Origin of the sequence: Aminobacter sp. DSM 101952 (genome assembly GCF_001424795.1) — a bacterium.
Classification (GTDB): domain Bacteria; phylum Pseudomonadota; class Alphaproteobacteria; order Rhizobiales; family Rhizobiaceae; genus Aminobacter; species Aminobacter aganoensis.
On the sequence record NZ_LMCL01000023.1, the window covers coordinates 334,407 to 359,234 of the forward strand.

The window sequence follows — 24,828 nt, forward strand, 5'->3', positions numbered from 1 at the left end:
CCCAGGATTGCACGTCGCCTGAACGTACAATCAACCGTCGATGCGAACACCCTCCTTCACGAGATAGGTAGGCTTGTACATGGTCACAAGTTCTTCCGCCGCGGTCGGATGCACAGCCATGGTGCGGTCGAAATTGTCCTTGGTGAGACCCGCCTTCAGCGTGATGCCGAGCAGCTGCGCCATCTCGCCGGCATCGGGGCCCAGCACGTGGGCGCCCAGCACAAGGCGCGTGTCGCCATCGACGACCAGCTTCATCAGCATCTTTTCCTGCCTGCCAGACAGCGTATGGCGCATCGGCCGGAAGCTGGTGCGGTAGATTTCGAGGTGCTTGAACCGCTTGGCCGCCTCGTCCTCGGAGAGACCGACGGTGCCGATCTCGGGCTGCGAAAACACCGCCGTTGCCACGCAATCGTGATCAGGCTCGGTCGGGTTGTTCTTGAACGCCGTCTCGATGAAGCACATCGCCTCGTGGATCGCGACAGGCGTAAGCTGGACGCGATTGGTGACGTCGCCGACAGCCCAGACGTTCTGCACGTTGGTGCGCGAGAAACGGTCGACGACGATGGCGCCCTGCCTGTCCATGACGACGCCCGCGGCTTCAAGGCCGAGGTTTTCGGTGTTGGGCGTGCGGCCGATGGCCAGCATGACCTGATCGACGGTCAGCACCTCGCCGGTGTTGAGACGCGCGTCGAGACGCCCGTCGGCCCGCTTGACCACCTCTTCCGAGACCGCCGGGCACAGGATGCGAATGCCCTTGGCAACCATCGTGTCGTGCAACGTGCGCCGCAGGTCCATGTCGAAGCGGCTGAGGATTTCCTTGCCGCGATAGACCAGCGTCGTCTCGACGCCGAGGCCGTGGAAGATGTTGGCGAATTCAACGGCGATGTAGCCGCCGCCCTCGATCAGGATCGCCTTGGGCAATTCTGCAAGATCGAAAACCTCGTTCGAATAGATGCAGTGCTCATGACCGGGAAGCGCCGGATGCGCGGCCGCCCGTCCGCCCGTGGCAATCAGAATCTGATCGGCGGTAACGGTACGATTTTCCGCCTCAATCCTGATGGTATGGCTGTCGACGAGCACGGCGCGCGAATGGATCGTCTCGCCGCCGGAGCCTTCGACATTGCGCTTGTAGATCGCCTCGAGCCGAGAAATCTCACGCTCCTTGTTGGCGACAAGCGTTGCCCAATCGAACTTTGCTTCGCCCACTGTCCAGCCATAACCTGCGGCATCCTCGAAATGCTCGGGAAACTGCGAGGCATAGACATAGAGCTTCTTGGGCACGCAGCCGCGGATGACGCAGGTACCGCCGAAGCGGAACTCCTCGGCCAGCGCGACACGTTTTCCAAGTGCCGCCGCAACCCGTGCTGCACGCACCCCGCCGGAGCCGCCACCGATGACGAAGAGGTCGTAGTCGTACTGAGCCATGGTGGTCCTTCCAGCGGTCGGAGCGCAGCCGCTCCGATGTCGTTTGAAGCAGCGCATTCCGGTCGCAGCAACCGTTTCCGATTGCCGGCCGGTCGCCGCGATTGGGTGCGTCACAGGTAGTGGCAGCGGCACCAAAAGAAAAGCCCGGCGACTGCCGGGCTTCTGGATCGTGACCGTTGGTCGCGGAAGATTACGGCTTCGGCGTTTCCGGCGCCGCGCCTTCGGCTGCCGGAGCCTTGGTGCCGGCAACGGCCTTGAGCTTTTCGCCAACCTGTTCGGCGAGATCGCGGGCAATGCCGTTCTGCCAGATCTCGGCGGCCTTGACCAATTCGCGCGAGGCGATCGGACCGCTCTCGATCAGCTTCTTGCCGGCCTCGGAATTGTAGAAGGTGGCGATGTCGTTGAGGTTCTGCTCGGAGAAGGCCTTGGCATAGGCAAGCGCCGATTCCTTTTCGAGGTCGGCGCGGCGCGACGCCAGCGCCAGCGTGTTCTCGTCCACCGTCTGGGTGATCAGTTCCTGCATGTCCGGGTTCTGCTGGATCAGCTGCTGCTTCAGCGCTGCGGCCGCCTGCGGCAGGATCGAATCGAAGGAGTCCGTGGCGTGGATCGCCGAAATCGCGGCATGAGCCGCCTTGAGATGGGATTCGCCGATCTCCTGGGCCTGTGCCGAGAACGCGATCGCCGCAAATGCCGAAGCCGCCACCATGACGGAGAAGCCGCGAAGCCGGTTTGTCAAAATCATGATGAATAGAACTCCTGTTTAGCGGGTCGGATGGACGGTCTTGACACCGTCTGTGCCGGCGATGACGGCAACGGTGGCCAGGCCGAGAAAGAGGCCATGCTCCACGACGCCGGGGATGGCGTGCAGGGCATCAGAAAGCGCTCTTGTATCGGGAATGCGGCCAAAAGATGCATCGATAATGAAATGTCCACCGTCGGTTACGAAGGTCTTCCCGCCTGTCTTTCGCAGCACCAGCGGGCCGGAAAGGCCGAGTTTTGCCGCCGCCTTGGCGATGGCGATTTCGGTGGCCTTGAGGCCGAACGGATTGACCTCGATCGGCAGCGGGAAGCGCCCAAGCGCCTCGACCAGCTTGGTCTGGTCGGCGATGACCACCATGCGCGCCGAGGCGGCCGCCACGATCTTTTCGCGCAGCAGCGCGCCGCCACCGCCCTTGACCAGCGAAAGAGCCGGGTCGATCTCGTCGGCGCCGTCGATGGTGAGGTCGAGCTCAGGCGTTTCGTCGAGCGTCGACAGCGGCACAGACAATTCGCGGCAAAGGGCAGCAGTGCGCTCGGATGTCGGCACGCCAATCACCTTCATGCCGGCTGCAACCTTTTCGGCGAGCAGTCTGACGAACTCCTCGGCCGTCGAACCCGTACCGATGCCGAGGCGCATTCCGCTCTCGACATAGCCCAAGGCGGCGCGTGCCGCCTCGATCTTCAAAGCCTTGGCATCCATGATTTGTTCGCAAAATCCTCGAATTCAGGCTTGGCTCCTAGCATTTTTGCCCGTTGGGTCAAAGGCTTTATGACCCGTGGCTTGCGTCATGCCGGGCCCGGGGCTATCGGCTCTGGCAACGAAGAAACCCATGAAAGCGGCGCCATGTCCAAACCGATCATTGTTTTCGACCTCGACGGCACGCTCGTCGACACGGCGCCCGACCTGCTCGACAGCCTGAACCATACGCTCGTTGCCGGCGGCCTGTCCCAGGTCGACGACACCGCCTTCCGCCGCTTCGTCGGCCAGGGCGGGCGCGTGATGATCGAGCGCGCCTACACCGCCCAGCGCAAGCAGCAGCTCGCCGCCCTCGAGCACGACCGCCTGCACGATATCTTCCTCGATCACTACACGCTCAACATTCCGGGCCGCTCGCAGCCCTATCCCGGCGTCATTGCCGCCATGGATCGCTTTGCTTCTGCCGGCTACCTGCTCGCGGTCTGCACCAACAAGTATGAGACCCTCGCAACGGGCCTCATTCGGTCGCTCGGCCTGTCGGAGAGGTTCGCGGCAATCACCGGGCCCGAAACCTTCGGCATCCGCAAACCGGACCCCCGCCACCTGACCGAAACCATCGCCAAGGCAGGCGGCGACGTGACGCGCGCTGTCATGGTCGGCGATTCGGTCACCGACATCGACACCGCCAAGGCAGCCGGCATCCCGGTCGTTGCCGTCGATTTCGGCTATACCGACCGTCACGTCAGCGAATACGAGCCTTCGGTCGTCATCTCGCACTATGACGAACTGACGCTTGGCATGGCTCAGAAGCTGATAGACGCGGCAAGTCGCTAAAGCCGCCTTGACACCACTCCCGCCCCTCCACTATATCGCCCGGACGTTCGGCCCTCGGGCCTCGGACGGGCGATTAGCTCAGCGGGAGAGCACACCCTTCACACGGGTGGGGTCATAGGTTCAATCCCTATATCGCCCACCATTCCCCTGGTTCGCGCCGCGAACGGCCTACAAGACCTATTCGGCATCACTCGGCGAACACAGGCAGAATTCGGCAGTTTCTATCGGGGAAAATCCGGGAAATCTGTTCATCTGAGATAGTGACGCCGTCATAGGCGGGCCACCTTGCCAAGTTGTCCACATTCGCTGTCCACATACTGGATCTGGATCTGCCCCTCCCAGCCTTGACCTACCGGCAAAATGGGATGATCCTTTCTTTGACTTCGGCCTTTCAGTTCGTTTCCAAATGGAGAGCTGTATGCCCAAGTCGAAGAGACACCGTCATTCGAAGAAGGTCGTCGAACGTCGCTCGATGCGCCGTCGGCCGGGCATCGACATCGTTGCCGCTATTGCAACGCCGGTGCTCATTGCCTTCGTGAAAGAGATGCTTGGGTACTTGCTCTGACCTATCGGTCGGACGTCTTGGCCTTGAGGGTAGCCACATCCTCCCGGATGGTGCTGAGCGTTTCGAACACCTGCTGCTGGGCGCGCCAACTTCAGATGTCCAGGCCTCAGCCGTAGCTAAATGCTCGGCGCCCTCACCGCGTCGGTGCGGGTCATCGCGTCCTTGAGCCTGGCGTCGCGGTCGTAGACGTCGCCGAAATATTCAACCTTGCCGTCGAGCGTCGGCCAAGCCGTGAAATAGGCGACATAGACCGGGATCTTGCGCGTCACCTTCTCGAAAGAATGGCCCTGCTTCAGCTTGGCTGCGATATGGTCGACATCGGTGCCGAGCACGGCGGCCGCCATGCCGCGCGGATCCGAAAGCCGGATGCAGCCGTGGCTGAAGGCGCGGTTGTCGCGGTCGAACAGCGCCTTCTGTGGCGTGTCGTGCATGTAGATGGCGTGCTTGTTGGGGAACAGGATCTTGAGTTCGCCCAGCGCATTCGCCTCGCTCGGTGCCTGGCGCACGCTGAACGGCACCTTGGCGCCATACTGGCCCCAGTCGATCGACGACGACGGAATGCGCTTGCCGCGCGAATCGGTGACCTCGTAGCCGGCACGGTCGAGATAGCTCGGGTCGTTGCGCAGGCGCGGCAGCATCTCGTTGACGATGATCGACTGCGGCACGCCCCAATAGGGATTGTAGTCGACCTGCTCGATCTCATCCTGGAAGAAACTGGTCTGGTTGGTGGTCTTGCCGATCACCGTCCGCATCTTGAGCTTCTCTGTGCCGCCGTCGATGTAGCTTGCGGTATAGGCCGGCTGGTTGATGAAGACGCGCGGGCTGCCGAGGTCGGAAGGCAGCCAGCGCAACTGCTCCAGCGCCACCAATACCTTGTCCAGGCGATCCGCCTTGGACGTGCCTGCGAGCGTCGCCACTGTGCGTGGTCCGACCACGCCGTCGGGCTTCAACCCTGCCCGCTTCTGCACCGCCTCGATCACCGGCACCAGTTCAGGCACGTAGGTCTCGCTCGTGCCCAGCCTGGCAAGCGTCTCGCCGTAATCGCCGCCCATCTCGTCGTCGAGGTCGCGCGCGATCAGGTGCAGCAGCTTGGGCAGTTCCGGGCTGGTCTCGCCCGGCTTGAGCAGCAGCTTGGCATCGACGACGATGTCGTTTTCCTCGCTCGCCCGCAGCGCTTCCAGTTCGACGCGCAGCGCCTGGTATTCCGGGTTCTTCGGATGGTAGCCCTCCAGCAGGGCGCGCGCGTCCTGCGACTGGCTCAGGCTCTTCAGCACGCCGACCATGTCGAGCGGCTTGGCCGCGAAATCGTAGTAGCCGGAGATGCGGTTTGGATCGATGCGGCCGCCCTGCGCGTCATGGACGTAGCGCAGCACGCGGGCCGACATCGCCATTTCGAAACGGATTAGCGCCTTCAACCGGCCCGCGCTGTCGTCTGCAGCGAAGGCGGCTGGCGGCACCGCAACGGAATAGTCCGCCGGCATCAGCCCGTGGTTTGCCGCATCGCTCAAGCTGCGGATCGCGTCTTCGGCGCGGCTGTTGGCTGCCTGGCCGGTTACCCAGATGAATTCGGGATTGGCCGAATAATAGTCGAGCAGCGCCTTGGCAATCTCTTTTTCGGCGACGAGGTTGAAATCGCTCAGGCCGGCAAGCGCTTCACGAAACGCGGTGCCGGCGAGCGAGGGCTCCAGCGAAACCGATTGCGTGGTCGGCACCAGCTTGGCGAAGTCGACCGGCACCATCTGGTCTGTCTTGTAGGTATAATAGGACGGCGCGCTGATCCTGGCCGGCGCTGCCCGCTTCGGCGGCGCCTTGCGCGGCGGTGGCGGAAACTCGCCCTGGGGCTGCCTGTAGTTCCGGTTGTTGCCACCGAACAGGATGTCGAAGAAATTCTGCGCACCGGCCTGCGGCGCACCCATGGCGAGGCTGGCGGCCAAGGCGGCAAGTGGAAGAAAGAGCGGCTTTTTCAGGAAAGAAAGCGTCATAAATTACCCATCCCCTGCCGGAATCGCTCTACGCACCGATGGAAGAATTCTTGTCACCCCATGTCGGATGTAAGGCGCTCCTCCATCGATTCATACCGATAACGTTAAGCTTTCATAAATTTCCCGGCAGCTGTTGCCGAACAGTTTCACATCATCGTGAGGCAGGCGGAGGGCTGGCACAATCCGATGCCAATGACAGGCGGCACGTCTTCATGCGAGAACTTCGCACTCCAAGACAAGTTGACGCGGGGTCAAGGTGAAAAAGGGTTATCGCGAACTGCTCGACGAGGCCAACGCAGTGGTCGAAGTGGTCTCGCCCGAAGAAGCCGCGACCCTGCTCGACGACCCGGACACCGTGTTCGTCGACCTCCGAGACCCACGCGAGGTTCAGCGCGAAGGCCGGATACCGGGCGCGCAGCGCTGTCCGCGCGGCATGCTGGAATTCTGGATCGACCCCGAGAGCCCCTACCACAAACCCTTCTTCTCGAGCGGCAAGAGCTTCGTGTTCTTCTGCGCCGGCGGCTGGCGTTCGGCACTTGCGGCCAAGACCGCGCAAGAGATGGGGCTGGAGCCCGTGCGCCATATCCTGGGCGGCTTCACGGCCTGGCGAAGCGCCGGCCTGCCGACCGAAACAGGCGAGAAAATGGGCTGATCGCCACCATCGGCAAGCAGCCGGGGCGACTAGGCAACGCTCTCGCGCGACTTTGCCAGGGCTTCGAGCAGCAGCGAGTTCCTGACAAAGCCGACGCCCTCCTCGACAACGCGGGCGTCTGACAGGATGCGCCGATGGCCGAGGCCATCGGCCCAGAACAGCCGGACATGACGCCCGGCTCCGGCCATCGCCCGCGCGTCCTTGGCCGACACCTCCCTGTCGTCGGGAGCATGGATGACCAGAGTCGGAATGGCCAGGCGCATCAGCAGCCTCGAGCTGATGAATTGATGGATCGGCGTTCCGGTCACGCGTTCGACCTGACCCGCGATGGCCTGCTGCGTCCGGGCGCCCAGATTGACGTAGCGGCCGAAATCTTCGAACAGCCGTGGCATCGAATCGGGCGCGGCGATGAGCACCAGCCGGTTGGCCGAAAGCGGCGCAAATCCCTTGACGGTTCCTGCCGCGGCGTTGACTGCGACGGCGCCGCCGAAGGAATGACCGACGATCGCCTCGAACGGCCCGAACCATTGGCCGGCGAGCGTGGCCGCCTCGACCGCCATTGCCATGTCGAGCGCGCGGCCGAGCGAGCCGCCATGGCCGGGCAGGTCAAGCGATACCACGCGATAGCCGGCGCTGCAGTAGCCTTCGATCAGCGCCCGCATGTATTCGGTGCGCGACCGCCAGCCATGGATGACAAGCACGGTTCCAGCCTGCCTTCCCTGGGACGGACGGAATTCATGCATGGCAACGCAGCCCGTCCGTGTCTTGATTCGGTGATGGCGTGCCTCGGCCATGAAGTCGGCAGCCCGGCCAATGGCCCGCCTTTCAGCCTCCGACAGCGACTTTTCGCTTGGCGTGCGCCGGAAAAGCTCGAATGCGGCGCGGCCGGCAAGCCGCGGCGAAACAACCTCGGCAGCCCCGAACAGCCGCCGGATGACCTTCAGCCCGATTGATGCCATAGTGCGCGCCCATCCATAAGTTCAATCATGAACATAATAGTTCAATCATGAACAATAAACAAGATTTGCCGTGGGAAAATCCGCGGTTCCGCAACTGGGTCGCGGTGGCGAAGGCGTGCCATTCGATGGAACGCGCCCTGGCGACCGCCTTGCAGCCCCACGATCTCAAGCCGGCGCAGCTGGATGTGCTGATGAATCTCTACCGGCATCCCGGCATGTCGCAGCACGACCTGGCGCGCAAGCTGCTGGTCGGCCGTTCGAACATCACCATGCTGCTGCCGCAGCTCGAGAAGCGCTCGCTGGTCAGTCGTGAGGCCGACGCCAAGGACAGGCGCATCATGCGTCTGACGCTGACTGCGGACGGCGAAGCTTTGCTGATGCGGGCGCTGAAGGCTTATGGCGCGCTGATCGAAAAGGCGATGAGCGCCTCGACGCCCGAGCAATGCGACCTGATCGGCGCGCATATGCTGCGTGTCGCCGATGCCCTGAAGGACTAGAGGGTTCAGGCGCTAGCCCGGGCCACGCGCCTGCCTCGCGGCGCATCGGCCTTGCCCAACGACCTGACATAACCGAGCACGGCGGCGCCGAGCCCAGTCGCCAGGATCCACCACGCCGGCCGGATCGAATAGGAAAATTGCAAGTTGGCCGAAAGCACGCGGCCGGGCGGCACCCCTGTTGCCAACCCATACCAGGCCGCCTCGACGGCGACGGTCGCGAGCGCTGCGGCCACGGCGATTGCGATCAACACCCACGGCGACGTCAGGCCCAGGCCGCGCCAATGCGCCAGCCGATAGAACATCAGCAGCATGAAGAAACCGGCCATCAGCGTCGGCTCGTAGACATCGGCCTTCGATTGCATGAAGAAATGCAGCGCCGCCAGGATGCCTATGCCGTAGACGATCTTGTGCAGGCGGTTCCAGTTGCGCCCGAGCTTGCTGATCGCCGCATCGGTGGAGGTCGCACCAAGCGCAACGAGGCCAAGCAATGCGACGAAGCCGATCGTCAGGTAGATGCGCAGCGCGATTTCGCTGACAACGCGCGCAACGTTCCAGTTCTGGTCGAAGAAGTAGAGGACGAGGTGGCCAAGCGCGTAGCAGAGCGCGGCGACACCGAGCATCCGGCGGATGAGGATGAGCTTCGGCCATTGGCCGATGCGCCGCAGCGGCGTAACCGCCAGCGACAACAGCAGGAAGCGGATCGCCCAGTCGCCGGTGTGATGGATGGCCGCCGTGAACGGTCGCGGGCCGAGCAGGCCCCCGGTCGGCGCTGCCGACGGGAACCCTGTCGCGGCGTAGTAGGCCAGAAGCAGCGCCGGCACGAGCGTTCCCACGAACGCGGCAGCCTTCAGCGGCGACAGTTTTCCGGCGCGGTCGGTCCAGGGCTTCATGCGACAAGTGGCTCCAGCAGCTTTGCCGGGTATACGTGGCGAAAGCCGCAAAAGTTACCTTAGCACGATCATGTTGTGTTGAGCCGCAAGGCCGCAACTCAAGCCAGCTGGGGCTACCACATCGACTTCTTGGCGCGCTCCGGCCATTCGCGATCATACGTTTCGCCGTCGATGCCGTCCCGGCTGGTGACGGCGAGGATCTGTCCGGGGGTTGGCAGCGTCTTCGGGTCGACGTGCCGTTCCGGGTTCCACAAATCGGACCGGACGATCGCGCGGGCGCACTGGAAATAGACCGACTGGACCTCGATGACAGTGACCGAGCGAGCCGGCTTGCCCTCGACGATGAACGACGCGCAGCGCTCGGCATCGACGGTGACATGGGCACGGCCGTTGACGCGCAGTGTGGTGCCCGAGCCCGGCACGAGAAACAGCAATGCCATGCGGGGGTCGCGGATGATGTTTCTCAGCGAGTCGGCACGGTTGTTGCCGCGCCGATCGGGCATCATCAGCGTGCATGGGTCGTGGATGCGCACGAAGCCGGCAAGATCGCCGCGCGGCGAGCAATCGAGCCCCTCCGGTCCGCTGGTCGCCAGCGAAACGAAAGGCGAAGCCTCGATGAAGGCGGCATATTCGGGGATGATGTGGTCGAGTTCCTTGACCAGCGACGTTTCGCCGGGAAGCCCGTACAACGCTTCAAGCTGCTCAATCGTCGAGATGACCGACATCACCCTGCCCTCAGTTTCCGCTCCCTTTAGCCAGCCCATGTGAAAGGCCGACGACAGGCCTATCGATCGCGGCTCATGCCCTTCTGGGCAAGCTCGTCGAGATATTCCTGCCAGCGCTTGTCCTTCTCGTGGCCGAGCGTGTGGAGGTAGTTCCAGGTGAAAATGCCGGTGTCGTGGAAATCGTCGAAGGTGATGCGCACCGCGTAGTTGCCCACCGGCTCGATCTTGAGGATCGCGACGTTCTTCTTGCCGGGCACGGTCACCCGCTGCTCCGGCGAATGGCCCTGCACTTCCGCCGAAGGCGAAAGCACGCGCAGCAATTCGGCCGGCAGTTCGAACGGCCGGTGATCGGGAAAGGTCACCGTCAACAGCTTGCGGTCTTTGGCGACCCGGAGTTCCTTCGGCGCGGTCATGGCAATTCCTGTGTTGGCTGACCTTCCCTACCCCGCTTCGAAGCGCACGAAAAGCCGTAACCGGCGGCTCGCTGGCGTCAGCGGCGGATTCTACCCTGAGGCAATAATGTTGATCTTGATTGACAGCTCGCGCCTCACGACATAGCCCTATTATTGAGGGCGCGCAGAGGCCTTCGAATGGGAACGGAAGCGCAGCGCATGGACATGATCGATCCTTTCGGTCGCTCGATCAGCTACCTTCGCGTGTCGGTTACGGACCGCTGCGATTTCCGTTGCACCTATTGCATGGCCGAAGACATGGCCTTCCTGCCCAAGAAAGACCTGTTATCGCTCGAGGAAATCGACCGGCTCTGCACCGTATTCATCCAAAAGGGCGTCAAGAAGCTGCGCCTGACCGGCGGCGAACCGCTGGTTCGCAAGAACATCATGTACCTCGTCCGCCAGTTGTCGCGTCACCTCGACAGCGGTGCGCTCGAAGAGCTGACGCTGACCACCAACGGCTCGCAACTGTCGCGCTTCGCCAGGGAACTCGCCGATTGCGGCGTCAAGCGCATCAATGTGTCGCTCGACACGCTCGACGCCGACAAGTTTCACGCCATCACGCGATGGGGCAACCTCGCCAAGGTGATGGAAGGCATCGACGCTGCCCAGGCTGCCGGCCTGCACATCAAGCTCAATGCCGTGGCGCTCAAGGGCTTCAACGACCTCGAAATCCCCGAAATGCTACGTTGGGCCAACGGCCGCGGCATGGACCTGACCGTCATCGAGACCATGCCGATGGGCGAGATCGATGGCGACCGCACCGACCAGTACCTGCCGCTGTCACTGCTCCGGGCCAATCTCGAGCGTCAGTTCACGCTGACCGACATTCCGTTCAAGACCGGCGGCCCAGCGCGTTATGTGCAGGTCGCCGAGACCGGCGGCCGGCTCGGATTCATCACGCCGATGACGCATAATTTCTGCGAGAGCTGCAACCGCGTGCGGCTGACCTGCACCGGTACGCTCTACATGTGCCTAGGCCAGAACGACGACGCCGACCTCAGGGCGCCGTTGCGTGCGTCCGAGGGCAACGAGCTCCTGTCGAACGCCATCGACGAGGCGATCGGCCGCAAGCCCAAAGGCCACGACTTCGTCATTGATCGCCGAACCAACCGACCGGCCGTCTCGCGCCATATGAGCGTGACCGGCGGCTGAGCGGATCGGCATCCACCGCATAGGCAAGACTGGTTTCCTCAAGGGATACAGTTGGCATGGCTTACCGGCTCGCAACGGCACTGTCCGCGATCTTGCTCGCATTGTCGTTGGCCGCACCCGCGATGGCCGAGCCGTTCATCTACACCAATGCCCGCTTCGGTACGTCGGTAACGTTCCCGCTCGAGGTCTTCACCAGCCGAGCCGGGGAGCCGGCCAACGGCGACGGCATGACCTTCCTGGCCCCCGATGGCGCGAGCCTTGCCGTCTACGGGTCCAACAATGCCCTAGACCAGACACCCGAACAGCTGGCCGACTTCAGCTCCGAAGGCGCGACGATCACCTATCGCAAGGTCGGCAAGGATTGGGTCGTGCTCTCGGGGCACGACGGGCCTGACATCTTCTATCACCGCCTGAAGTTCGGCCGCGACGGCGTCATCCATGCGTTCCTGCTCAAATACCCTGCCACCACGCGGTCGAAATACGACCCGCTCGTTGGCGCGATCGCCGACAGTCTCGTCGGGCCGTGATGACGTAGCAGCCACTGGTCCATGCGTTTGCCATTGCTGTTTCGCGCACCAATGCTAAAGCCGTAGGCAACAGCAGCAACGGAAAGCCCAAGTGCCACTTTCCTCGAATGTCCGCGGCGCCATGTTCATGGTGGTCGCAATGGCCGCCTTCACCTTCAACGACACGCTGAGCAAGCTCGCCGCCCAGACCATCAATCCGGGCCAGCTCATGCTAGTGCGCGGGCTGTTCGCCACCACGCTGATCAGCCTGCTGGCCTGGCAGCAGGGCGCGCTGAAGGGCGCGGGCCAGTTCTGGCATCCGATGGTGTTCCTGCGCCTTGTCGGCGAGGTTGGCGCAACCGTGTGTTTTCTCGCCACCCTGCCGCATCTGCCGCTGGCAAACATCTCGGCCGTGCTGCAGGCGCTGCCGCTGGCGGTCACCATGGGTGCGGCGCTGTTCCTCGGCGAAGGCGTGGGCTGGCGCCGCTGGCTCGCCATCGTCGCCGGTTTCAGCGGCGTGCTGATCATCGTGCGACCGGGCTTCGACGGCTTCAACGCCTTTTCCCTGCTGGCTCTGCTTTCGGTCGCCTTCTGCGCCGTGCGCGACCTGGCGACGCGCAAGATCCCCGATCACGTCCCGTCCCTGTTCGTCTCCACGGTCACCACCATCGTCATTACCGTCACGGGAGCGCTGACGATCGTGCCTTTCGGCGGCTGGGTGCCGATGACGTCCGAGCTCGTCCTCTACCTCGCCGGCGCCGCAGTCCTGGTCCTGTTCGGCTACCAGTTCGTCATCATGGCCATGCGCGAAGGCGAAATCTCCTTCATCGCACCCTTCCGCTACACGGCGCTGATTTGGGCGATCACGCTCAGCGTCGTCGTCTTCCGCGACATCCCCGACCTTGCCATGATAGCCGGGGCCGCGGTCATCGTCGCATCGGGCCTCTATTCGCTTTACCGCGAGCGCATCGTCGGCAAGGCCCGGCCGGCGGCCGAGAGCACCAGCGCCTCGATGGCGCCCGACGGGATCTGAGAGCATGGCAGGGCAGATCGCAGGCCTCATCCTCGCCGGCGGCCGTTCGAGCCGGATGGGCGGCACCGACAAGACGCTGTTGCCGCTCGGCGGGCGCCCTATGGTGGTCCGTGTGCTCGATCGTCTTCAGCCCCAGGCCGCTCCGATCGCCATCAACACGAACGCCGACGCCGCGCTCTTTGCCAATTTCGGCGCCGACATCGTCGCCGACACGATCGCCGGCCACCAGGGCCCGCTGGCGGGAATTCTCGCCGGGCTGGAATGGGCGGCACAAAAACCCGGCGTCAGCCACCTCCTCAGCGTCGCCGGCGACACACCGTTCTTTCCGGCCGACCTTGCCGTCCAACTGGCATCCAGAGGAGACCACGGCGCCTTTGCCGCTTCGAACGGGCGCATGCACCCCACTTTCGCGCTGTGGCCGCTGTCGCTGCGCGATGGCCTTGCGGCGTTTCTTGAAAGTGGCGATACCCGCCGGGTGATGACGTTCATCGAACAGGCGGGCCTGGACGTGGTGGACTTTCCCACCGTGCAGTTCGGGGCGGGAACCGTCGACCCATTCTTCAACATCAATACGCCCGGGGACCTCGCAGAGGCCGAACGGATTCTGGACGGAGCCAACTGATGGCGCATCGCGTATTCGGCATCACCGGCTGGAAGAACTCCGGCAAGACGACGCTGACCGAGCGTCTGGTCAGCGAACTGGCCGGGCGCGGCTGGAAGGTGTCGACCATCAAGCACGCGCACCATGACTTCGACATCGACAAGCCCGGCGCCGACAGCTTCCGCCACCGCGAGGCCGGCGCGACGGAAGTCGCCATCGTTTCGGGCCGGCGCTGGGCGCTGATGCACGAGCTGCGCGGCGAGGACGAGCCGACGCTGGACGAGGTATTGGCAAGGCTCGGCCCATGCGACCTGGTGTTGATCGAGGGCTACAAGCGCGAAAACCATCTCAAGATCGAAGCGCGGCGGCTGGAGGCGAAAGACCGTTCGCCGCTGACCGCCGAGGACCCCGCAATCGTCGCCATAGCTTCGGATCATCCCGTCGAGGGCGAGCAGGTGCCGGTGTTCGGCATCGACGACATCAAGTCGATCGCCGACTTCGTCGAAGCAAGATCGGGCCTCGGCAAACGCTGACGCAGCGTCACCGGAGATGTTCACAACAGGCGCTGCAACAACCCTTTTTGCCATTGATTTTCAACTGAAAAGAGTGGGAGTATCCGCCCCATCGGCGGAAATTCTCCGCTCAACGGCCGAGGGACGGAACCGGCCGAAAGCGAAAAAAAGAGAGGAACACTATGGGTATTTCCATGCGTATCGCCCTGGCAGCGTCGGCTGCACTTGCCCTGACCATCGGCATGGCCCAGGCGCAGGAGAAATCGATCAAGATCGCCACCGAAGGCGCATACCCTCCCTACAACAGCCTGACGTCCGACGGTAAGCTCGTCGGCTTCGACGTCGACATCGCCAATGCGCTCTGCGAAGAGATGAAGGCGAAGTGCGAGATCGTCGCCCAGGAATGGGACGGCATGATCCCCGCCCTGCAGGCCGGCAAGTTCGACGCCATCATCGCCCAGATGTCGATCACCCCGGAACGCAAGGAGAAAATCGACTTCTCCAAGAAGTACATCAACACGCCGGCCGTGATCGCCGCCGCCAAGGACAGCGACATCAAGGGCGTGACCAAGGAAGACCTCGCCGGCAAGACGATCGGCGTCCAGGGATCGACCATTCACTACAACTACGCTGAGAAGGTCTTCACCGACAGCGAGATCAAGTCGTACCCGACCGCCGAAGAATACAAGCTCGACATGGCCAATGGCCGTCTCGATGCGGTCAGCGACGACGCCGTGACCATGGGCAATTGGCTGGAAACGGCTGATGGCGCCTGCTGCAAGATCGTCGGCACGATTCCGAACATGCCCGAAATCCACGGCGATGGCGCCGGCGTCGGCGTCCGCAAGGGCGACACCGCTTTGGCCGATCAGTTCACCGCAGCGATCGCGGCTATTCGCGCTAACGGAAAGTACAAGGAAATCAACGACAAGTACTTCAAGTTCGACGTTTATGGCGATTGAGCCGCCATTGGCTTGAAAACGGATCAGGCGGCGGGACAAGTTCCCGCCGTTTGGCTAACATGGACATAACAACAAGCCGTCATCAAAGGCGGCGGCACTCCGGCCACCGGAGGCCAAAGGGGACAGCCGACCGATGCAAAGCGTCTGGGCGCTTCTGAGTTTCGGACCCGACGGGTGGGGCGACGATCTTGCCTATGGCGTGCTCGTCACCGTTTCGCTCGCGCTGGTCACATTGCCGCTCGGGCTTCTAATCGGTTTCCTGGTGGCGCTCGCCAAGCAATCCGGCGAAGCGTCCATGAGGCTCGCCGGCAACATCTACACAACCATCTTTCGCGGCCTTCCGGAACTGCTGACGCTGTTCCTGGTGTTCTACGGCGCGCAGATCGGCGTCCAGCAGCTGGTGCGGCTGGTGCGGCCCGAAGCGGTCGTCGAGATCAACAGCTTCGTCGCCGGAATGATCGCGCTCGGCGTGGTGTTCTCCTCCTACGCCAGCGAGGTTTTCCTTTCCGCCTTCCGCGCCATACCCAGGGGCCAGTATGAAGGCGGCTATTCCGTCGGGCTGTCGTCGCGCCAGACCATGCGGCTGGTGATCCTGCCGCAACTGGTCCGCATCGCCCTTCCCGGCCTGTCCAATCTCTGGCTCATCCTGCTCAAGGACACCGCACTCGTCTCGGCCATCGGCCTGACCGACATCGTGCGCCAGAGCAGCATCGCCGCCCGCGTCACCAAGCACGCATTCATGTTTTTCGGCGTCGCCTGCCTCATCTACCTGGCACTCGCCATCATCTCGTCCTTCGGCATCGGCGCCATCGAACGCTGGGTCGGCAAGCGGGAGGCGCAGCGATGAGCGCGTCCAGCGATACGGCCGTCAAGGTCCAGCGCCCACCGGCACCGCCACGCGGCTGGTCCCACGAGCGCATCATGGGCTGGGCCCTGGTCGGGCTTTGGTCCGCCCTCGCCCTCAGCCTTGTCGTCTATCTGTTCCGCGCCTGGAACCCCGAACTCTTCGCCAAATACGCGCCGTCTTATCTCTCCGGCCTGCGCGTCACGCTGACGCTCGTCGCGGTGTCGATCGTGTTGGGCGCCATCCTGTCGCTGCCGATCTGCTACGCCCGCATGTCGAAGAACCGGGTGCTGAACGCAATTTCCTACGGCTACGTCTATTTCTTCCGCGGCACGCCGCTGCTCGCCCAGACCTTCCTGATCTATTACGGCTTCGGATCCTTCAGGCCCCAGCTCGAGGCGATCGGCTTGTGGAGCTTCTTCCGCGAGGCCTGGTATTGTGCTGTCTTCGCCTTCGCGCTCAATACCGCGGCCTATCAGGCCGAGATCCTGCGCGGCGCCATCGAAAGCGTCGGAAAAGGCCAGTGGGAGGCGGCTTCCGCCCTTGGTCTGTCGAAGCTGCAGACGCTCTACAAGATCGTGCTGCCGCAAGCGCTGATCGTCGCCCTGCGGCCTTACGGCAACGAGGTCATCCTGATGATCAAGGGCTCGGCCATCGTCGCCATCATCACCGTCTACGACCTGATGGGCGAAACCCGCCGGGCATTCTCGCGCACTTTCGATTTCCAGACCTACCTTTGGGCGGCCCTGCTCTACCTGTCGCTGGTCGAGACCTTGCGCCACCTTGTCGACTGGATCGAACGGCGCATCACGCGCCACCTGCATCGCTGACCTTACGGCCGCTGGCCCAACCAGGATCGTCTTGACGAATTCGTCCGATGGCATAGACCACGGGCACCAGAACATTTGCACGTCGAAAGGGTGAGCCATGGCATCGGTCGCGTTCCTTGGTCTTGGAGTCATGGGCTATCCCATGGCGGGCCATCTCAAGAACAAGGGCGGGCACGACGTGACCGTCTACAACCGCACGGCGGCAAAGGCCCAGAAATGGGCCGACCAGCATGGCGGTGCGTTTGCGCCGACGCCGGCGGAAGCGGCCCGCGGCAAGGATTTCGTCTTCGCCTGCGTCGGCAATGATGACGACCTGCGCGAAGTCACAATCGGTGCCCACGGTGCGTTCCAGTCGATGAACAAGGGCGCCGTATTCATCGACAACACCACGGCCTCGGCCGAAGTCGCCCGCGAACTCGACGCCGCAGCCCGGGCCGGCGGCTTCCATTTCCTCGACGCGCCGGTATCCGGCGGCCAGGCGGGAGCCGAGAACGGAGTGCTCACCGTCATGGTCGGCGGCGAACAGGACGCATTCGACCGCGCCAGGCCGATCATCGATTCCTTTGCCCGCATGGTCGGCCTGATGGGGCCGGCGGGTGCCGGTCAGTTGACCAAGATGATCAACCAAATCTGCATCGCGGGCCTCGTCCAGGGACTCGCCGAAGGCATCCATTTCGGCAAGAAGGCCGGTCTCGACATCGAGAAGGTCGTCGACGTCATCTCCAAGGGGGCCGCCGGCTCCTGGCAGATGGAGAACCGCCACAAGACCATGAATGCCGGCAACTACGATTTCGGCTTTGCCGTCGACTGGATGCGCAAGGACCTCGGCATCTGCCTCGACGAGGCCGACCGCAACGGCGCCAGGCTGCCGGTGACCGCCCTCGTCGACCAGTTCTACAAGGACGTGCAGGCCATGGGCGGCAAGCGCTGGGATACCTCGTCGCTGCTCGCCCGCCTCGAGAAATAGCGTCGCGACATGGCGCTGTCGCCGGCATCGACCGCCGAGGAGATAGCAGCGCATCTGCTCACGCTCGCCTCGGAGGAAAAACGGGCCGGAATGGCGCGTTTCGGCATCGCCACCGACCGCGCCCTCGGCATCCCGAATGCCGTGCTCAACCCGATCGCGCGACAGCTAAAGCGCGATCATGCCAGGTCGGCGGCCCTATGGACCACTGACCTCCGCGAGGCGCGCCTGCTGGCGATCCTGACCGACGAGCCTTCGCAGGTGACGAGGCCCCAGATCGACGCTATGGCGGCGGAGTTCGACAGCTGGGAGATCGTCGACCATGCCGCCCACCTCATTTGCGAGGCCAGGCTGGCCCACGAGATCATCCCGGCCTACGCCGCCGACGAGCGCGAATTCATTCGCCGCGCGGCCTTCTCGACCATCGCCACGGCAGCCATGCACCTGAAGAAGGAACCGGACGACACCTTCGTCGCCTGGCTCGGACTGGTCGAGGCGCACGCGGGAGACGGCAGGAACTTCGTCAAGAAAGCGGTCAATTGGGCACTCAGGCAGGTCGGCAAGCGTTCGCTCGCCCTCCACGCCCCGGCACTGGCATTGGCGGAAAAGCTGGCGGCATCACCCGACAAGGCGGCAAGATGGATCGGCAACGACGCAGTGCGCGAACTCACCGATCCCAGGACGCTCGAACGCTTGAACGCGAAGAAGCGCTGATCAGGCTGCCGACGCGCCACTTTCCTTGTCGAGAACCATGTAATCGAGCGGCATCTCGGTCGTGTACTTGATCTGCTCCATGGCGAAGGACGACGACACGTCGCGGATCTCGATCTTGGCGATCAGCCGCTTGTAGAAGGCGTCATAGGCGGCGATGTCGGGCACGACCACGCGCAGCAGATAATCGACGTCGCCGCTCATGCGGTAGAACTCGATCACCTCGGGGAATTCCTGGATCACTTCGGAGAAGCGGCGCAGCCATTCGTGGCTGTGCGAATTGGTGCGGATCGCCACGAAGACGGTGACACGCGCATTGATCTTCTCGGGGTCGAGCAGTGCAACGCGGCGCTTGATGACGCCTTCTTCCTCAAGCTTCTGGATGCGGCGCCAGCACGGCGTGGTGGACAGTCCGACTTTCTTGGCGACGTCGGCGACGGCCAGTGTCGCGTCCTCCTGGAGGAGGCGAAGAATTTTCCTGTCGAGGCGGTCCATATGCGGGCTCCGTTAGAAAAGGTTCGCCATAATCCTTTCATTTACCGCATCATACAAGAAAGGAATTCTCCGCGCACCTGGCATCTTCGGTATTGATTTCTATTTCGTCGGGCCGAGACGATTTCGGATTTCTGCCTTGAGAAAAGGCAGCAATTCCATTTCGAACCAAGGATTCCGCTTGGCCCAGGCGAAGGTCCGCCAGGAGGGATGCGGCAAGGGCAGCAGATGCGGCGATGACGAACGCTCCCAGATGCCGCGCCAGCCAGCCACGGTTTCAGTCAGCGTGCCGGCGCGCGTGTTCCCGAGATGCCATCGCTGCGCATACTGACCGACGGCCAGAACGAGGTCGACCTGCGGCATCAGCGCCATCAGTCGGGCTCGCCACGCCGGCGCGCACTCCCGCCGCGGCGGCAGGTCCCCGCCCTTGGCATCCTGCCCGGGAAAGCAGAAGCCCATCGGCACGATGGCAAACTTGGCCGGATCGTAGAACTCCTCCGAACTGACGCCCAGCCAGTCCCGCAGCCTGTCGCCGGAGGCGTCGGTGAAGGGCGCGCCGCTCATGTGCACCTTGGTGCCGGGTGCCTGTCCGGCGATCAGTATCCGTGCCGTGGCAGACGGCCTCACCACAGGCCTGGGCTCATGCGGCATGGGCTTGCCCACCGGATGCTCGACGCAGATGCGGCAGGCCATGATCTCGCTGACCAGGCGGTCGAGTTCCGGAGACATGATCAGGCGCCGGCGCTGGGCCGCGCCGCAAGTGCCCGATACCAGCGCCAGACGTTGGAAAGTTCTTCCGGAACGACGATCCGCGCGGGCTTCATGAAATCGATGGCAATCAGGCCGGTGATGTCGGCGATGGAAAAGCTGTCGCCGGCTGCGAACTCGCGGCCCGCGAGTTCCCCGTCGAGCAAGGCCAGGAACTGAAGAACCTTGGGTTTGTTCGCCTCGCCCCACTCGGGCACCTGCGGCACCTCCCACTCCCTCATGGCCGGATGGATGTGGCGGAACGCAAAGCCCACCGGCAGGAACAGGTTGAGCTCGATGCGCCTCTGCCACATCTCGACCAGCGCCTTGCCCACGGCGCCACGGCCGAAAAGGGCAGGCTCGGCAGAGAGTTCCTCGAAGTAGCGGCAGATCGCGATCGATTCGGAAAGGATCGTGCCGTCGTCCAGTTCGAGCACAGGCAGGCGCTGTAGCGGATTGCGCGAGGAAACGTCTTCCTTCCTGTGCTCCATCGCGCCCATGTCGACGCGGACCATGGGCACTTCGATGCCTTTCTCCGCAAGGAACACACGGACACGCCTGGGGTTCGGCGCACGCCCTCCGTCAAACAGCTTCATCGGCTCCTCCCCGTGATTGCACTGCCCGGACTATAAGCCCCAAGCTACGAGAACCGAAAGATTTCCCGCAGCCAGTTGAGGATACGTCCGTAGCTGCCATGTTCGGTCTCGGCCATCGTTCCATGCATGGTGCGCCAGTCACGCGGACGATCGAACTCGCCGGCCCAAAGCCCTCTGCGACCGCGCCGCGCCGCCGCCTCTTCAGCCTCGTAGCCGCCATAGGCGACGGCCCATCCGCCATCCACCTGGGCACGATTGAGATCGGTGCTGCCGACGCTGCATTCTCCAAGCAACCGTCCGTACTTGTCGCGCTCCCAGCCGATGCAGGTCACCTGGCGTCCGGCGACAAGCCTGGACAACGCTTCGCGCGAGCGCTTGCCGCACGGGTACTCGGCCCCGTCCGTCCTGCAGACCTGGCCGAATTCCGGCGCATCGATGCCGCGCAGGCGGATACGCTCGCTGCCAAGCGTGATCGAATCGCCATCGTTGATGACCGCCGCACCCTGGGTGCTGCGCGTTTCGAACCGGTCCAGCCGCGCCGAAACAAGGAGCAGCAACCCCATCACCGCTGCTGCCAGCAAATAGTCGGCAAGCTTGCGCCAGCGGCTGCGCGGGCGCCTGAAATACCGCTGCCGCGGCCTGCCCGGCCACGAACGGCTCATATGGCAAACAATCCCTTAATCATTCGGACGTAGCGTGCAGGTGTAATTGAGGCGCGCGCGTAAATCGAAATATCACATGCCGTTGCAACGCTCTAACACGGCGGACAAGATCATTGTGGACCGCAGGAAACGCCATCGCAACAGCGATGTCGCGCGTGCTGTGCGCAAGACACGCGATCGCCTGTCGCAACAGCCCGGCGGGCTGGTCTTCGACCGCGAGCTGCTGAAACTCCACGCCAATTCGATCGTCGCCAACTCGGCAACGCTTCCACTGCTGATCGTCATCTTCGCCGGCATCGGACTGATGCTTGGCGCCGACGGCGACATCCTGGCCTGGGCGCTGATCGCCATCCTGGCCTATGTCGGCCTGGCCATCCTCGCGCGCCGCGCCGACGAGGCGGCAGCCGCCGCCATGCCGCCGTCGGCGATGCGTCGCAATTTCCTCGTCGGCCACTTCGTCACCGGCCTGTCCTGGGCCTATCTGGCGGCGATGACGTGCGCGGCATGCGGACCCGACCTGCTGGCGATCGCCAAGGGCGTCTTCCTGCTCGTCGCCATGGCCGCGACCGCTATCGTGGCATCCTCGCTGCGCGGCGCGCTGGCCGTGACCTTCGCCGTGCCTGTCGCCGCCTATGCCGCTTTTGGTGCCAGGTTGACCGAGCCGCTGGGCATGCTCTTGGTGGCGTTGCTGGTGGTGGCCCTGCCCTTCTTCTCCTATGTCGCCAAGACCATGAACCGCTCGGCGCTGATGCTGATGTCGTTTCGCTCTGAAATGGACGCGCTCATCGCCGAACTTGAAACGGCAAAGGCCATGTCCGACGAGGCGCGCCGTCGCGCCGAAGACGCCAACCTCGCCAAATCGCGCTTTCTCGCCACGATGAGCCACGAACTGCGCACGCCGCTCAACGCCATCCTCGGTTTCTCCGAGGTCATGGCCGGCGAGGTGCTGGGCCCGATCAACAGCCCGACCTACCGCGAATACTCCCGCGACATCCACGATTCCGGTCAGCATTTGCTCGATCTCATCAACGAGATCCTCGACCTGTCGCGCATCGAGGCCGGGCGCTACCAGCTCAACGAAGAACCCCAGCAGTTGCTTTCGATCGTCGAGGACTGCTGTCACATGATGGAGCTGAAGGCGCGCAACAAGGATTTGCGGATCATCGAGCAATTCGAGCCGGCGTTGCCGCGCATGCTTGGCGACGAGCGCGCCATCCGCCAGATCACCCTCAACCTGCTGTCCAACGCCATCAAATTCTCCCCGACCGGCGGCGACATCCGCGTGCGGGTGGGCTGGACAGCCGGCGGCGGCCAGTACATCTCGGTCAAGGACAACGGACCGGGCATCCCCGCCGAGGAGATCCCGGTCGTGCTGTCGGCATTCGGCCAGGGCTCGATCGCCATCAAGAGCGCGGAACAGGGCACCGGCCTCGGCCTGCCCATCGTGCAGGGCCTGCTCGCGCTGCATGGCGGCGAGTTCGACCTTCGGTCGAAGCTGCGCGAGGGCACCGAAGCGATCGCCATCTTCCCGGCTGCGCGGGTGATCGACGGGTTGCCCAACATGCAGCCGCGCAGCGCGACGGGCAGCCGCTAGCTATTTGACGGCCGCGGCCATTCCGGAGCTGATCTGTGCCGCCGTCTTGACCAGGCCGGCGGCAAGGCCCGCCCCAACCGCTTCGCCATGGTCGATGCCGAGGCCCAGCAAGGGCCGGGCACCGAGCTTCGCCAGCAGCCGCGCATGGCCCGGCTCGGTCGACACATGCGAAAACATGCAATGGTCGAGCGCGGCAGGATTGGCCGAGTAGAGCACGGCGGCAGCGGCCGACGTCGCAAATCCATCGAGCAGCACCGGGATCTTTTCCATGCGCGCGGCAAGGATGGCACCGGCGATCGCCGCGAATTCGCGCCCGCCGAGGCGGCGCAGCACCTCGAACGGATCGTGGAGATGATCGCCATGCAGCGCCAGCGCGCGGTCGACGACCTCGGCCTTGCGTGCCTGCATCGCGGCATCGGCCCCGGAGCCGGGCCCAACCCAGTCCGCCCCCTTGCCACCGAACAGCGCCGCGGAAAGTGCCGCCGCAATCGTCGTGTTGGCGACGCCGAGGTCGCCGATGCAGAACAGGTCGGTGCCGCCGGCGATCGCTTCCATGCCGAACGCCATCGTGGCGGCACAACCGCGTTCATCGAGCGCCGGTTCCACGGTGATGTCTGCCGTAGGCAGGTGCAGCGCCAGATCGAACACCTTGAGCCCGAGATCGTGGGCGACGCAGATCTGGTTGATCGCCGCCCCGCCGGCAGCGCACAGTTCGACGCGTTGGGCCGTCGCTTCCATGGGCCGTGGCGAAACGCCCTGGGCAACCACGCCATGGTTGCCGGCAAAGATGGCGACAAGCGGCTTGAGCACTGTGGGCGGCGCGCGACCGGTCCAGCGTGCCAGCCAGGCAGCGATGTCTTCGATACGGCCGAGCGACCCCTTCGGCTTGTCGGCCTTGGCAAACAGCGACCACACTTTGCCGGCTTGAGCCACGTCGCCTTCAGGCAGGTGGGCAAACAGGTTGCGGAAATCGTCAAAAGGAGAAGCGCTGGTCATGATCGCGGGGCCTGCCGTTCAAAATGGTCGCCTGCGCAATAGCCCCCTCGCGGAACGAAAACAATCGCGGCATGGCGTCCGGTCGCCTGCGCCGTGGAAACTATGCGGCACGACACCGGCCGTCGGACTTGCATTCCCTTACCGGTTGCACCATGTGGGAGCGGCAGCCTGCATGTTGCGGCGGCGTGCGGCACCCTGCATAATCTGCACCAGCGCCACCGGATTCCACGATGACGGCCATCGAATCGCCCTGCATCCTCGTCTGCTCCATCGACATGGTCACCGGCTATTGCTTCGGTTGCGGCCGCACGCGTGAAGAGATCGGCGCCTGGCTCACAATGACGCCGGAAACGCGCCGCGCCGTGATGGCCGCGCTTCCGGCGCGACTCGAAACCGTAGAGCGCAAGCCGCGCCGCGAAACCCGTCGCACGCGCATGGCCCGCGAACGCGGCGCCGTCTGAGGATCTGCACAAAGAGATGAGCCGGCTTTACTGGATTGCCATAGCGGTGCTCGGCGGTGGACTGCTGCTCTTGCTGTTCAACGACACATCCGGCCAGACCCTTGGCCTCGACAATGACAGCTTCGGCCAGTTGATCTATCTCGGCGTGCTCGTCATGGTCATCGGGGCCGGCGTCCTGGCTCGGGGAACTCGGCTGGGCGACACGCTGAGAAGCCTGGCGATGTGGGTACTGATCGTGCTCGTGCTGGTCGCCGGCTATCAGTATCGCTACGAATTGCAGGATATCGCCAGCCGCGTGACCGCAGGCCTGGTGCCGGGCAGTCCGATATCGGCGCTGGACGGCGACGGCCGCGCCACCGTAACGCTCGACAAGCTGCCGAACGGGCATTTCGGCGCACGCCTGCAGATCAATGGCGCGACCATCCAGGCGATGGTCGACACCGGCGCCACAAGCACCGTGCTGACCGTGGCCGATGCCCGCCGCGCGGGTTTCGATCCCGAGAGCCTGAATTTCTCGGTTCCCGTGTCGACCGCCAACGGCATTGCCCATGCGGCCCGCATTACCGCCGGCAGCGTCCAACTCGGCACCATCGAGCGCAAGAACCTGCCCATGCTCGTCGCCGACCAGGGCCTCGAGCAGAGCTTGCTGGGCATGAATTTCATCGGCTCGCTGTCGGGTTTCGACGTGCGCGGCGACCGGATGATCCTCCGCGACTGAGCCTTTG

The 24,828-nt window shown here is 63.8% G+C and carries 30 protein-coding genes and 1 tRNA gene; 18 read left to right on the plus strand and 13 right to left on the minus strand.

The annotated features are described in order from the left end of the window. Window positions 1-30: 30 nt before the first annotated feature. The 3 genes from gor to rpiA form a co-directional block, all read right to left on the minus strand. Window positions 31-1,425 carry a glutathione-disulfide reductase gene (gene gor / locus ASC75_RS15680; protein ID WP_055977282.1) on the minus strand — a complete coding sequence of 465 codons (1,395 nt, stop codon included), beginning with the start codon at window positions 1,423-1,425 and terminating at the stop codon, window positions 31-33. Between the two features lie 190 nt (window positions 1,426-1,615). Continuing rightward, window positions 1,616-2,167: a DUF2059 domain-containing protein gene (locus ASC75_RS15685; RefSeq protein WP_055977285.1), complete on the minus strand. Its 552-nt coding sequence runs from the start codon at window positions 2,165-2,167 to the stop codon at window positions 1,616-1,618. Window positions 2,168-2,185: 18 nt separating this feature from the next. Further along, complete coding sequence (rpiA, locus tag ASC75_RS15690) at window positions 2,186-2,884, minus strand: ribose-5-phosphate isomerase RpiA (RefSeq protein ID WP_055977288.1); 699 nt, start codon at window positions 2,882-2,884, stop codon at window positions 2,186-2,188. 144 nt (window positions 2,885-3,028) lie between these two features. Between rpiA and ASC75_RS15695 the strand changes: the two genes are divergently transcribed. From ASC75_RS15695 to ASC75_RS26090, 3 genes are all read left to right on the plus strand, one after another. Further along, complete coding sequence (locus ASC75_RS15695) at window positions 3,029-3,715, plus strand: phosphoglycolate phosphatase (protein WP_055977720.1); 687 nt, start codon at window positions 3,029-3,031, stop codon at window positions 3,713-3,715. Between the two features lie 67 nt (window positions 3,716-3,782). Then, window positions 3,783-3,857, plus strand: a tRNA-Val gene (locus tag ASC75_RS15700). A 276-nt stretch (window positions 3,858-4,133) separates the two neighbouring features. Further along, on the plus strand, window positions 4,134-4,280 hold the full coding sequence (locus tag ASC75_RS26090) for a hypothetical protein (protein ID WP_156381276.1): 147 nt from the start codon (window positions 4,134-4,136) through the stop codon (window positions 4,278-4,280). A gap of 116 nt (window positions 4,281-4,396) precedes the next feature. Here the strand turns inward: ASC75_RS26090 and ASC75_RS15705 are convergent, their stop codons facing one another. Further along, window positions 4,397-6,262 carry a murein L,D-transpeptidase gene (locus ASC75_RS15705; protein ID WP_055977291.1) on the minus strand — a complete coding sequence of 622 codons (1,866 nt, stop codon included), beginning with the start codon at window positions 6,260-6,262 and terminating at the stop codon, window positions 4,397-4,399. Window positions 6,263-6,518: 256 nt separating this feature from the next. Here ASC75_RS15705 and ASC75_RS15710 point away from each other — a divergent pair, with 256 nt between their 5' ends. Further along, window positions 6,519-6,914, plus strand: coding sequence for a rhodanese-like domain-containing protein (locus ASC75_RS15710; protein WP_055977294.1), 396 nt, complete (start codon window positions 6,519-6,521; stop codon window positions 6,912-6,914). A 29-nt stretch (window positions 6,915-6,943) separates the two neighbouring features. Here the strand turns inward: ASC75_RS15710 and ASC75_RS15715 are convergent, their stop codons facing one another. Next, window positions 6,944-7,873: an alpha/beta hydrolase gene (locus ASC75_RS15715; protein WP_055977296.1), complete on the minus strand. Its 930-nt coding sequence runs from the start codon at window positions 7,871-7,873 to the stop codon at window positions 6,944-6,946. A gap of 47 nt (window positions 7,874-7,920) precedes the next feature. Here ASC75_RS15715 and ASC75_RS15720 point away from each other — a divergent pair, with 47 nt between their 5' ends. Continuing rightward, window positions 7,921-8,370, plus strand: a complete 450-nt coding sequence (locus ASC75_RS15720; protein ID WP_055977299.1) for a MarR family transcriptional regulator — start codon at window positions 7,921-7,923, stop codon at window positions 8,368-8,370. Between the two features lie 5 nt (window positions 8,371-8,375). Here ASC75_RS15720 and ASC75_RS15725 read toward each other — a convergent pair whose 3' ends face one another. The 3 genes from ASC75_RS15725 to ASC75_RS15735 form a co-directional block, all read right to left on the minus strand. Beyond that, window positions 8,376-9,260, minus strand: a complete 885-nt coding sequence (locus tag ASC75_RS15725) for a protein-methionine-sulfoxide reductase heme-binding subunit MsrQ (protein WP_055977302.1) — start codon at window positions 9,258-9,260, stop codon at window positions 8,376-8,378. Between the two features lie 113 nt (window positions 9,261-9,373). Beyond that, entirely contained in the window at window positions 9,374-9,985 is a 612-nt protein-coding gene (locus tag ASC75_RS15730; RefSeq protein WP_055977723.1) for a pyridoxamine 5'-phosphate oxidase family protein, read from the minus strand. A gap of 59 nt (window positions 9,986-10,044) precedes the next feature. Continuing rightward, window positions 10,045-10,404: a DUF971 domain-containing protein gene (locus ASC75_RS15735; RefSeq protein WP_184117337.1), complete on the minus strand. Its 360-nt coding sequence runs from the start codon at window positions 10,402-10,404 to the stop codon at window positions 10,045-10,047. 192 nt (window positions 10,405-10,596) lie between these two features. On the opposite strand from ASC75_RS15735, the gene moaA reads away from it, so the two are divergent. The 10 genes from moaA (at window position 10,597) to ASC75_RS15785 (ending at window position 18,558) form a co-directional block, all read left to right on the plus strand. Beyond that, window positions 10,597-11,592 (plus strand): GTP 3',8-cyclase MoaA, encoded by a 996-nt coding sequence (gene moaA, locus ASC75_RS15740; protein WP_055977726.1) that lies wholly within the window; start codon window positions 10,597-10,599, stop codon window positions 11,590-11,592. Between the two features lie 56 nt (window positions 11,593-11,648). Beyond that, window positions 11,649-12,119 (plus strand): hypothetical protein, encoded by a 471-nt coding sequence (locus tag ASC75_RS15745; RefSeq protein WP_055977308.1) that lies wholly within the window; start codon window positions 11,649-11,651, stop codon window positions 12,117-12,119. A gap of 91 nt (window positions 12,120-12,210) precedes the next feature. Continuing rightward, window positions 12,211-13,131, plus strand: coding sequence for a DMT family transporter (locus ASC75_RS15750; protein WP_055977311.1), 921 nt, complete (start codon window positions 12,211-12,213; stop codon window positions 13,129-13,131). A 4-nt stretch (window positions 13,132-13,135) separates the two neighbouring features. Next, a complete protein-coding gene (gene mobA, locus ASC75_RS15755; RefSeq protein ID WP_055977314.1) occupies window positions 13,136-13,753 on the plus strand; it encodes a molybdenum cofactor guanylyltransferase MobA in 618 nt (205 codons plus the stop codon). After that, window positions 13,753-14,265 (plus strand): molybdopterin-guanine dinucleotide biosynthesis protein B, encoded by a 513-nt coding sequence (gene mobB, locus ASC75_RS15760; RefSeq protein WP_055977317.1) that lies wholly within the window; start codon window positions 13,753-13,755, stop codon window positions 14,263-14,265. Before mobA ends, mobB begins: the two co-directional genes overlap by 1 nt. Before the next feature lie 161 nt (window positions 14,266-14,426). Continuing rightward, a complete protein-coding gene (locus tag ASC75_RS15765; protein ID WP_055977320.1) occupies window positions 14,427-15,206 on the plus strand; it encodes an ABC transporter substrate-binding protein in 780 nt (259 codons plus the stop codon). 133 nt (window positions 15,207-15,339) lie between these two features. After that, the gene (locus ASC75_RS15770; protein WP_055977323.1) at window positions 15,340-16,053 is read left to right on the plus strand and encodes an ABC transporter permease; all 714 of its coding nucleotides are present in this window, start codon (window positions 15,340-15,342) and stop codon (window positions 16,051-16,053) included. Then, window positions 16,050-16,880, plus strand: a complete 831-nt coding sequence (locus ASC75_RS15775) for an ABC transporter permease (protein WP_055977326.1) — start codon at window positions 16,050-16,052, stop codon at window positions 16,878-16,880. The genes ASC75_RS15770 and ASC75_RS15775 overlap by 4 nt, the downstream gene beginning before the upstream one ends. Before the next feature lie 97 nt (window positions 16,881-16,977). Next, the gene (locus ASC75_RS15780; protein ID WP_055977330.1) at window positions 16,978-17,847 is read left to right on the plus strand and encodes an NAD(P)-dependent oxidoreductase; all 870 of its coding nucleotides are present in this window, start codon (window positions 16,978-16,980) and stop codon (window positions 17,845-17,847) included. A 9-nt stretch (window positions 17,848-17,856) separates the two neighbouring features. Continuing rightward, window positions 17,857-18,558 (plus strand): DNA alkylation repair protein, encoded by a 702-nt coding sequence (locus ASC75_RS15785; protein ID WP_055977333.1) that lies wholly within the window; start codon window positions 17,857-17,859, stop codon window positions 18,556-18,558. Here the strand turns inward: ASC75_RS15785 and ASC75_RS15790 are convergent, their stop codons facing one another. The 4 genes from ASC75_RS15790 to ASC75_RS15805 all read right to left on the minus strand — a co-directional run bounded on the left by ASC75_RS15790 (window position 18,559) and on the right by ASC75_RS15805 (window position 21,052). Further along, window positions 18,559-19,050 carry an Lrp/AsnC family transcriptional regulator gene (locus tag ASC75_RS15790; protein WP_055977336.1) on the minus strand — a complete coding sequence of 164 codons (492 nt, stop codon included), beginning with the start codon at window positions 19,048-19,050 and terminating at the stop codon, window positions 18,559-18,561. It abuts the gene before it with no gap. 99 nt (window positions 19,051-19,149) lie between these two features. Next, window positions 19,150-19,776: a uracil-DNA glycosylase family protein gene (locus tag ASC75_RS15795; protein WP_082496617.1), complete on the minus strand. Its 627-nt coding sequence runs from the start codon at window positions 19,774-19,776 to the stop codon at window positions 19,150-19,152. A 2-nt stretch (window positions 19,777-19,778) separates the two neighbouring features. Beyond that, the gene (locus ASC75_RS15800) at window positions 19,779-20,390 is read right to left on the minus strand and encodes a glutathione S-transferase (RefSeq protein ID WP_055977340.1); all 612 of its coding nucleotides are present in this window, start codon (window positions 20,388-20,390) and stop codon (window positions 19,779-19,781) included. 44 nt (window positions 20,391-20,434) lie between these two features. Then, window positions 20,435-21,052 (minus strand): thermonuclease family protein, encoded by a 618-nt coding sequence (locus tag ASC75_RS15805; RefSeq protein WP_055977343.1) that lies wholly within the window; start codon window positions 21,050-21,052, stop codon window positions 20,435-20,437. 76 nt (window positions 21,053-21,128) lie between these two features. On the opposite strand from ASC75_RS15805, the gene ASC75_RS15810 reads away from it, so the two are divergent. Beyond that, a complete protein-coding gene (locus tag ASC75_RS15810) occupies window positions 21,129-22,646 on the plus strand; it encodes a HAMP domain-containing sensor histidine kinase (protein ID WP_055977348.1) in 1,518 nt (505 codons plus the stop codon). Here ASC75_RS15810 and ASC75_RS15815 read toward each other — a convergent pair whose 3' ends face one another. Beyond that, entirely contained in the window at window positions 22,647-23,642 is a 996-nt protein-coding gene (locus tag ASC75_RS15815) for a nicotinate-nucleotide--dimethylbenzimidazole phosphoribosyltransferase (RefSeq protein WP_055977351.1), read from the minus strand. Window positions 23,643-23,872: 230 nt separating this feature from the next. On the opposite strand from ASC75_RS15815, the gene ASC75_RS15820 reads away from it, so the two are divergent. Then, a complete protein-coding gene (locus tag ASC75_RS15820; protein WP_055977355.1) occupies window positions 23,873-24,103 on the plus strand; it encodes a DUF1289 domain-containing protein in 231 nt (76 codons plus the stop codon). 16 nt (window positions 24,104-24,119) lie between these two features. Then, window positions 24,120-24,821 carry a TIGR02281 family clan AA aspartic protease gene (locus ASC75_RS15825; RefSeq protein WP_055977358.1) on the plus strand — a complete coding sequence of 234 codons (702 nt, stop codon included), beginning with the start codon at window positions 24,120-24,122 and terminating at the stop codon, window positions 24,819-24,821. The last annotated feature ends 7 nt before the right edge of the window (window positions 24,822-24,828 follow it).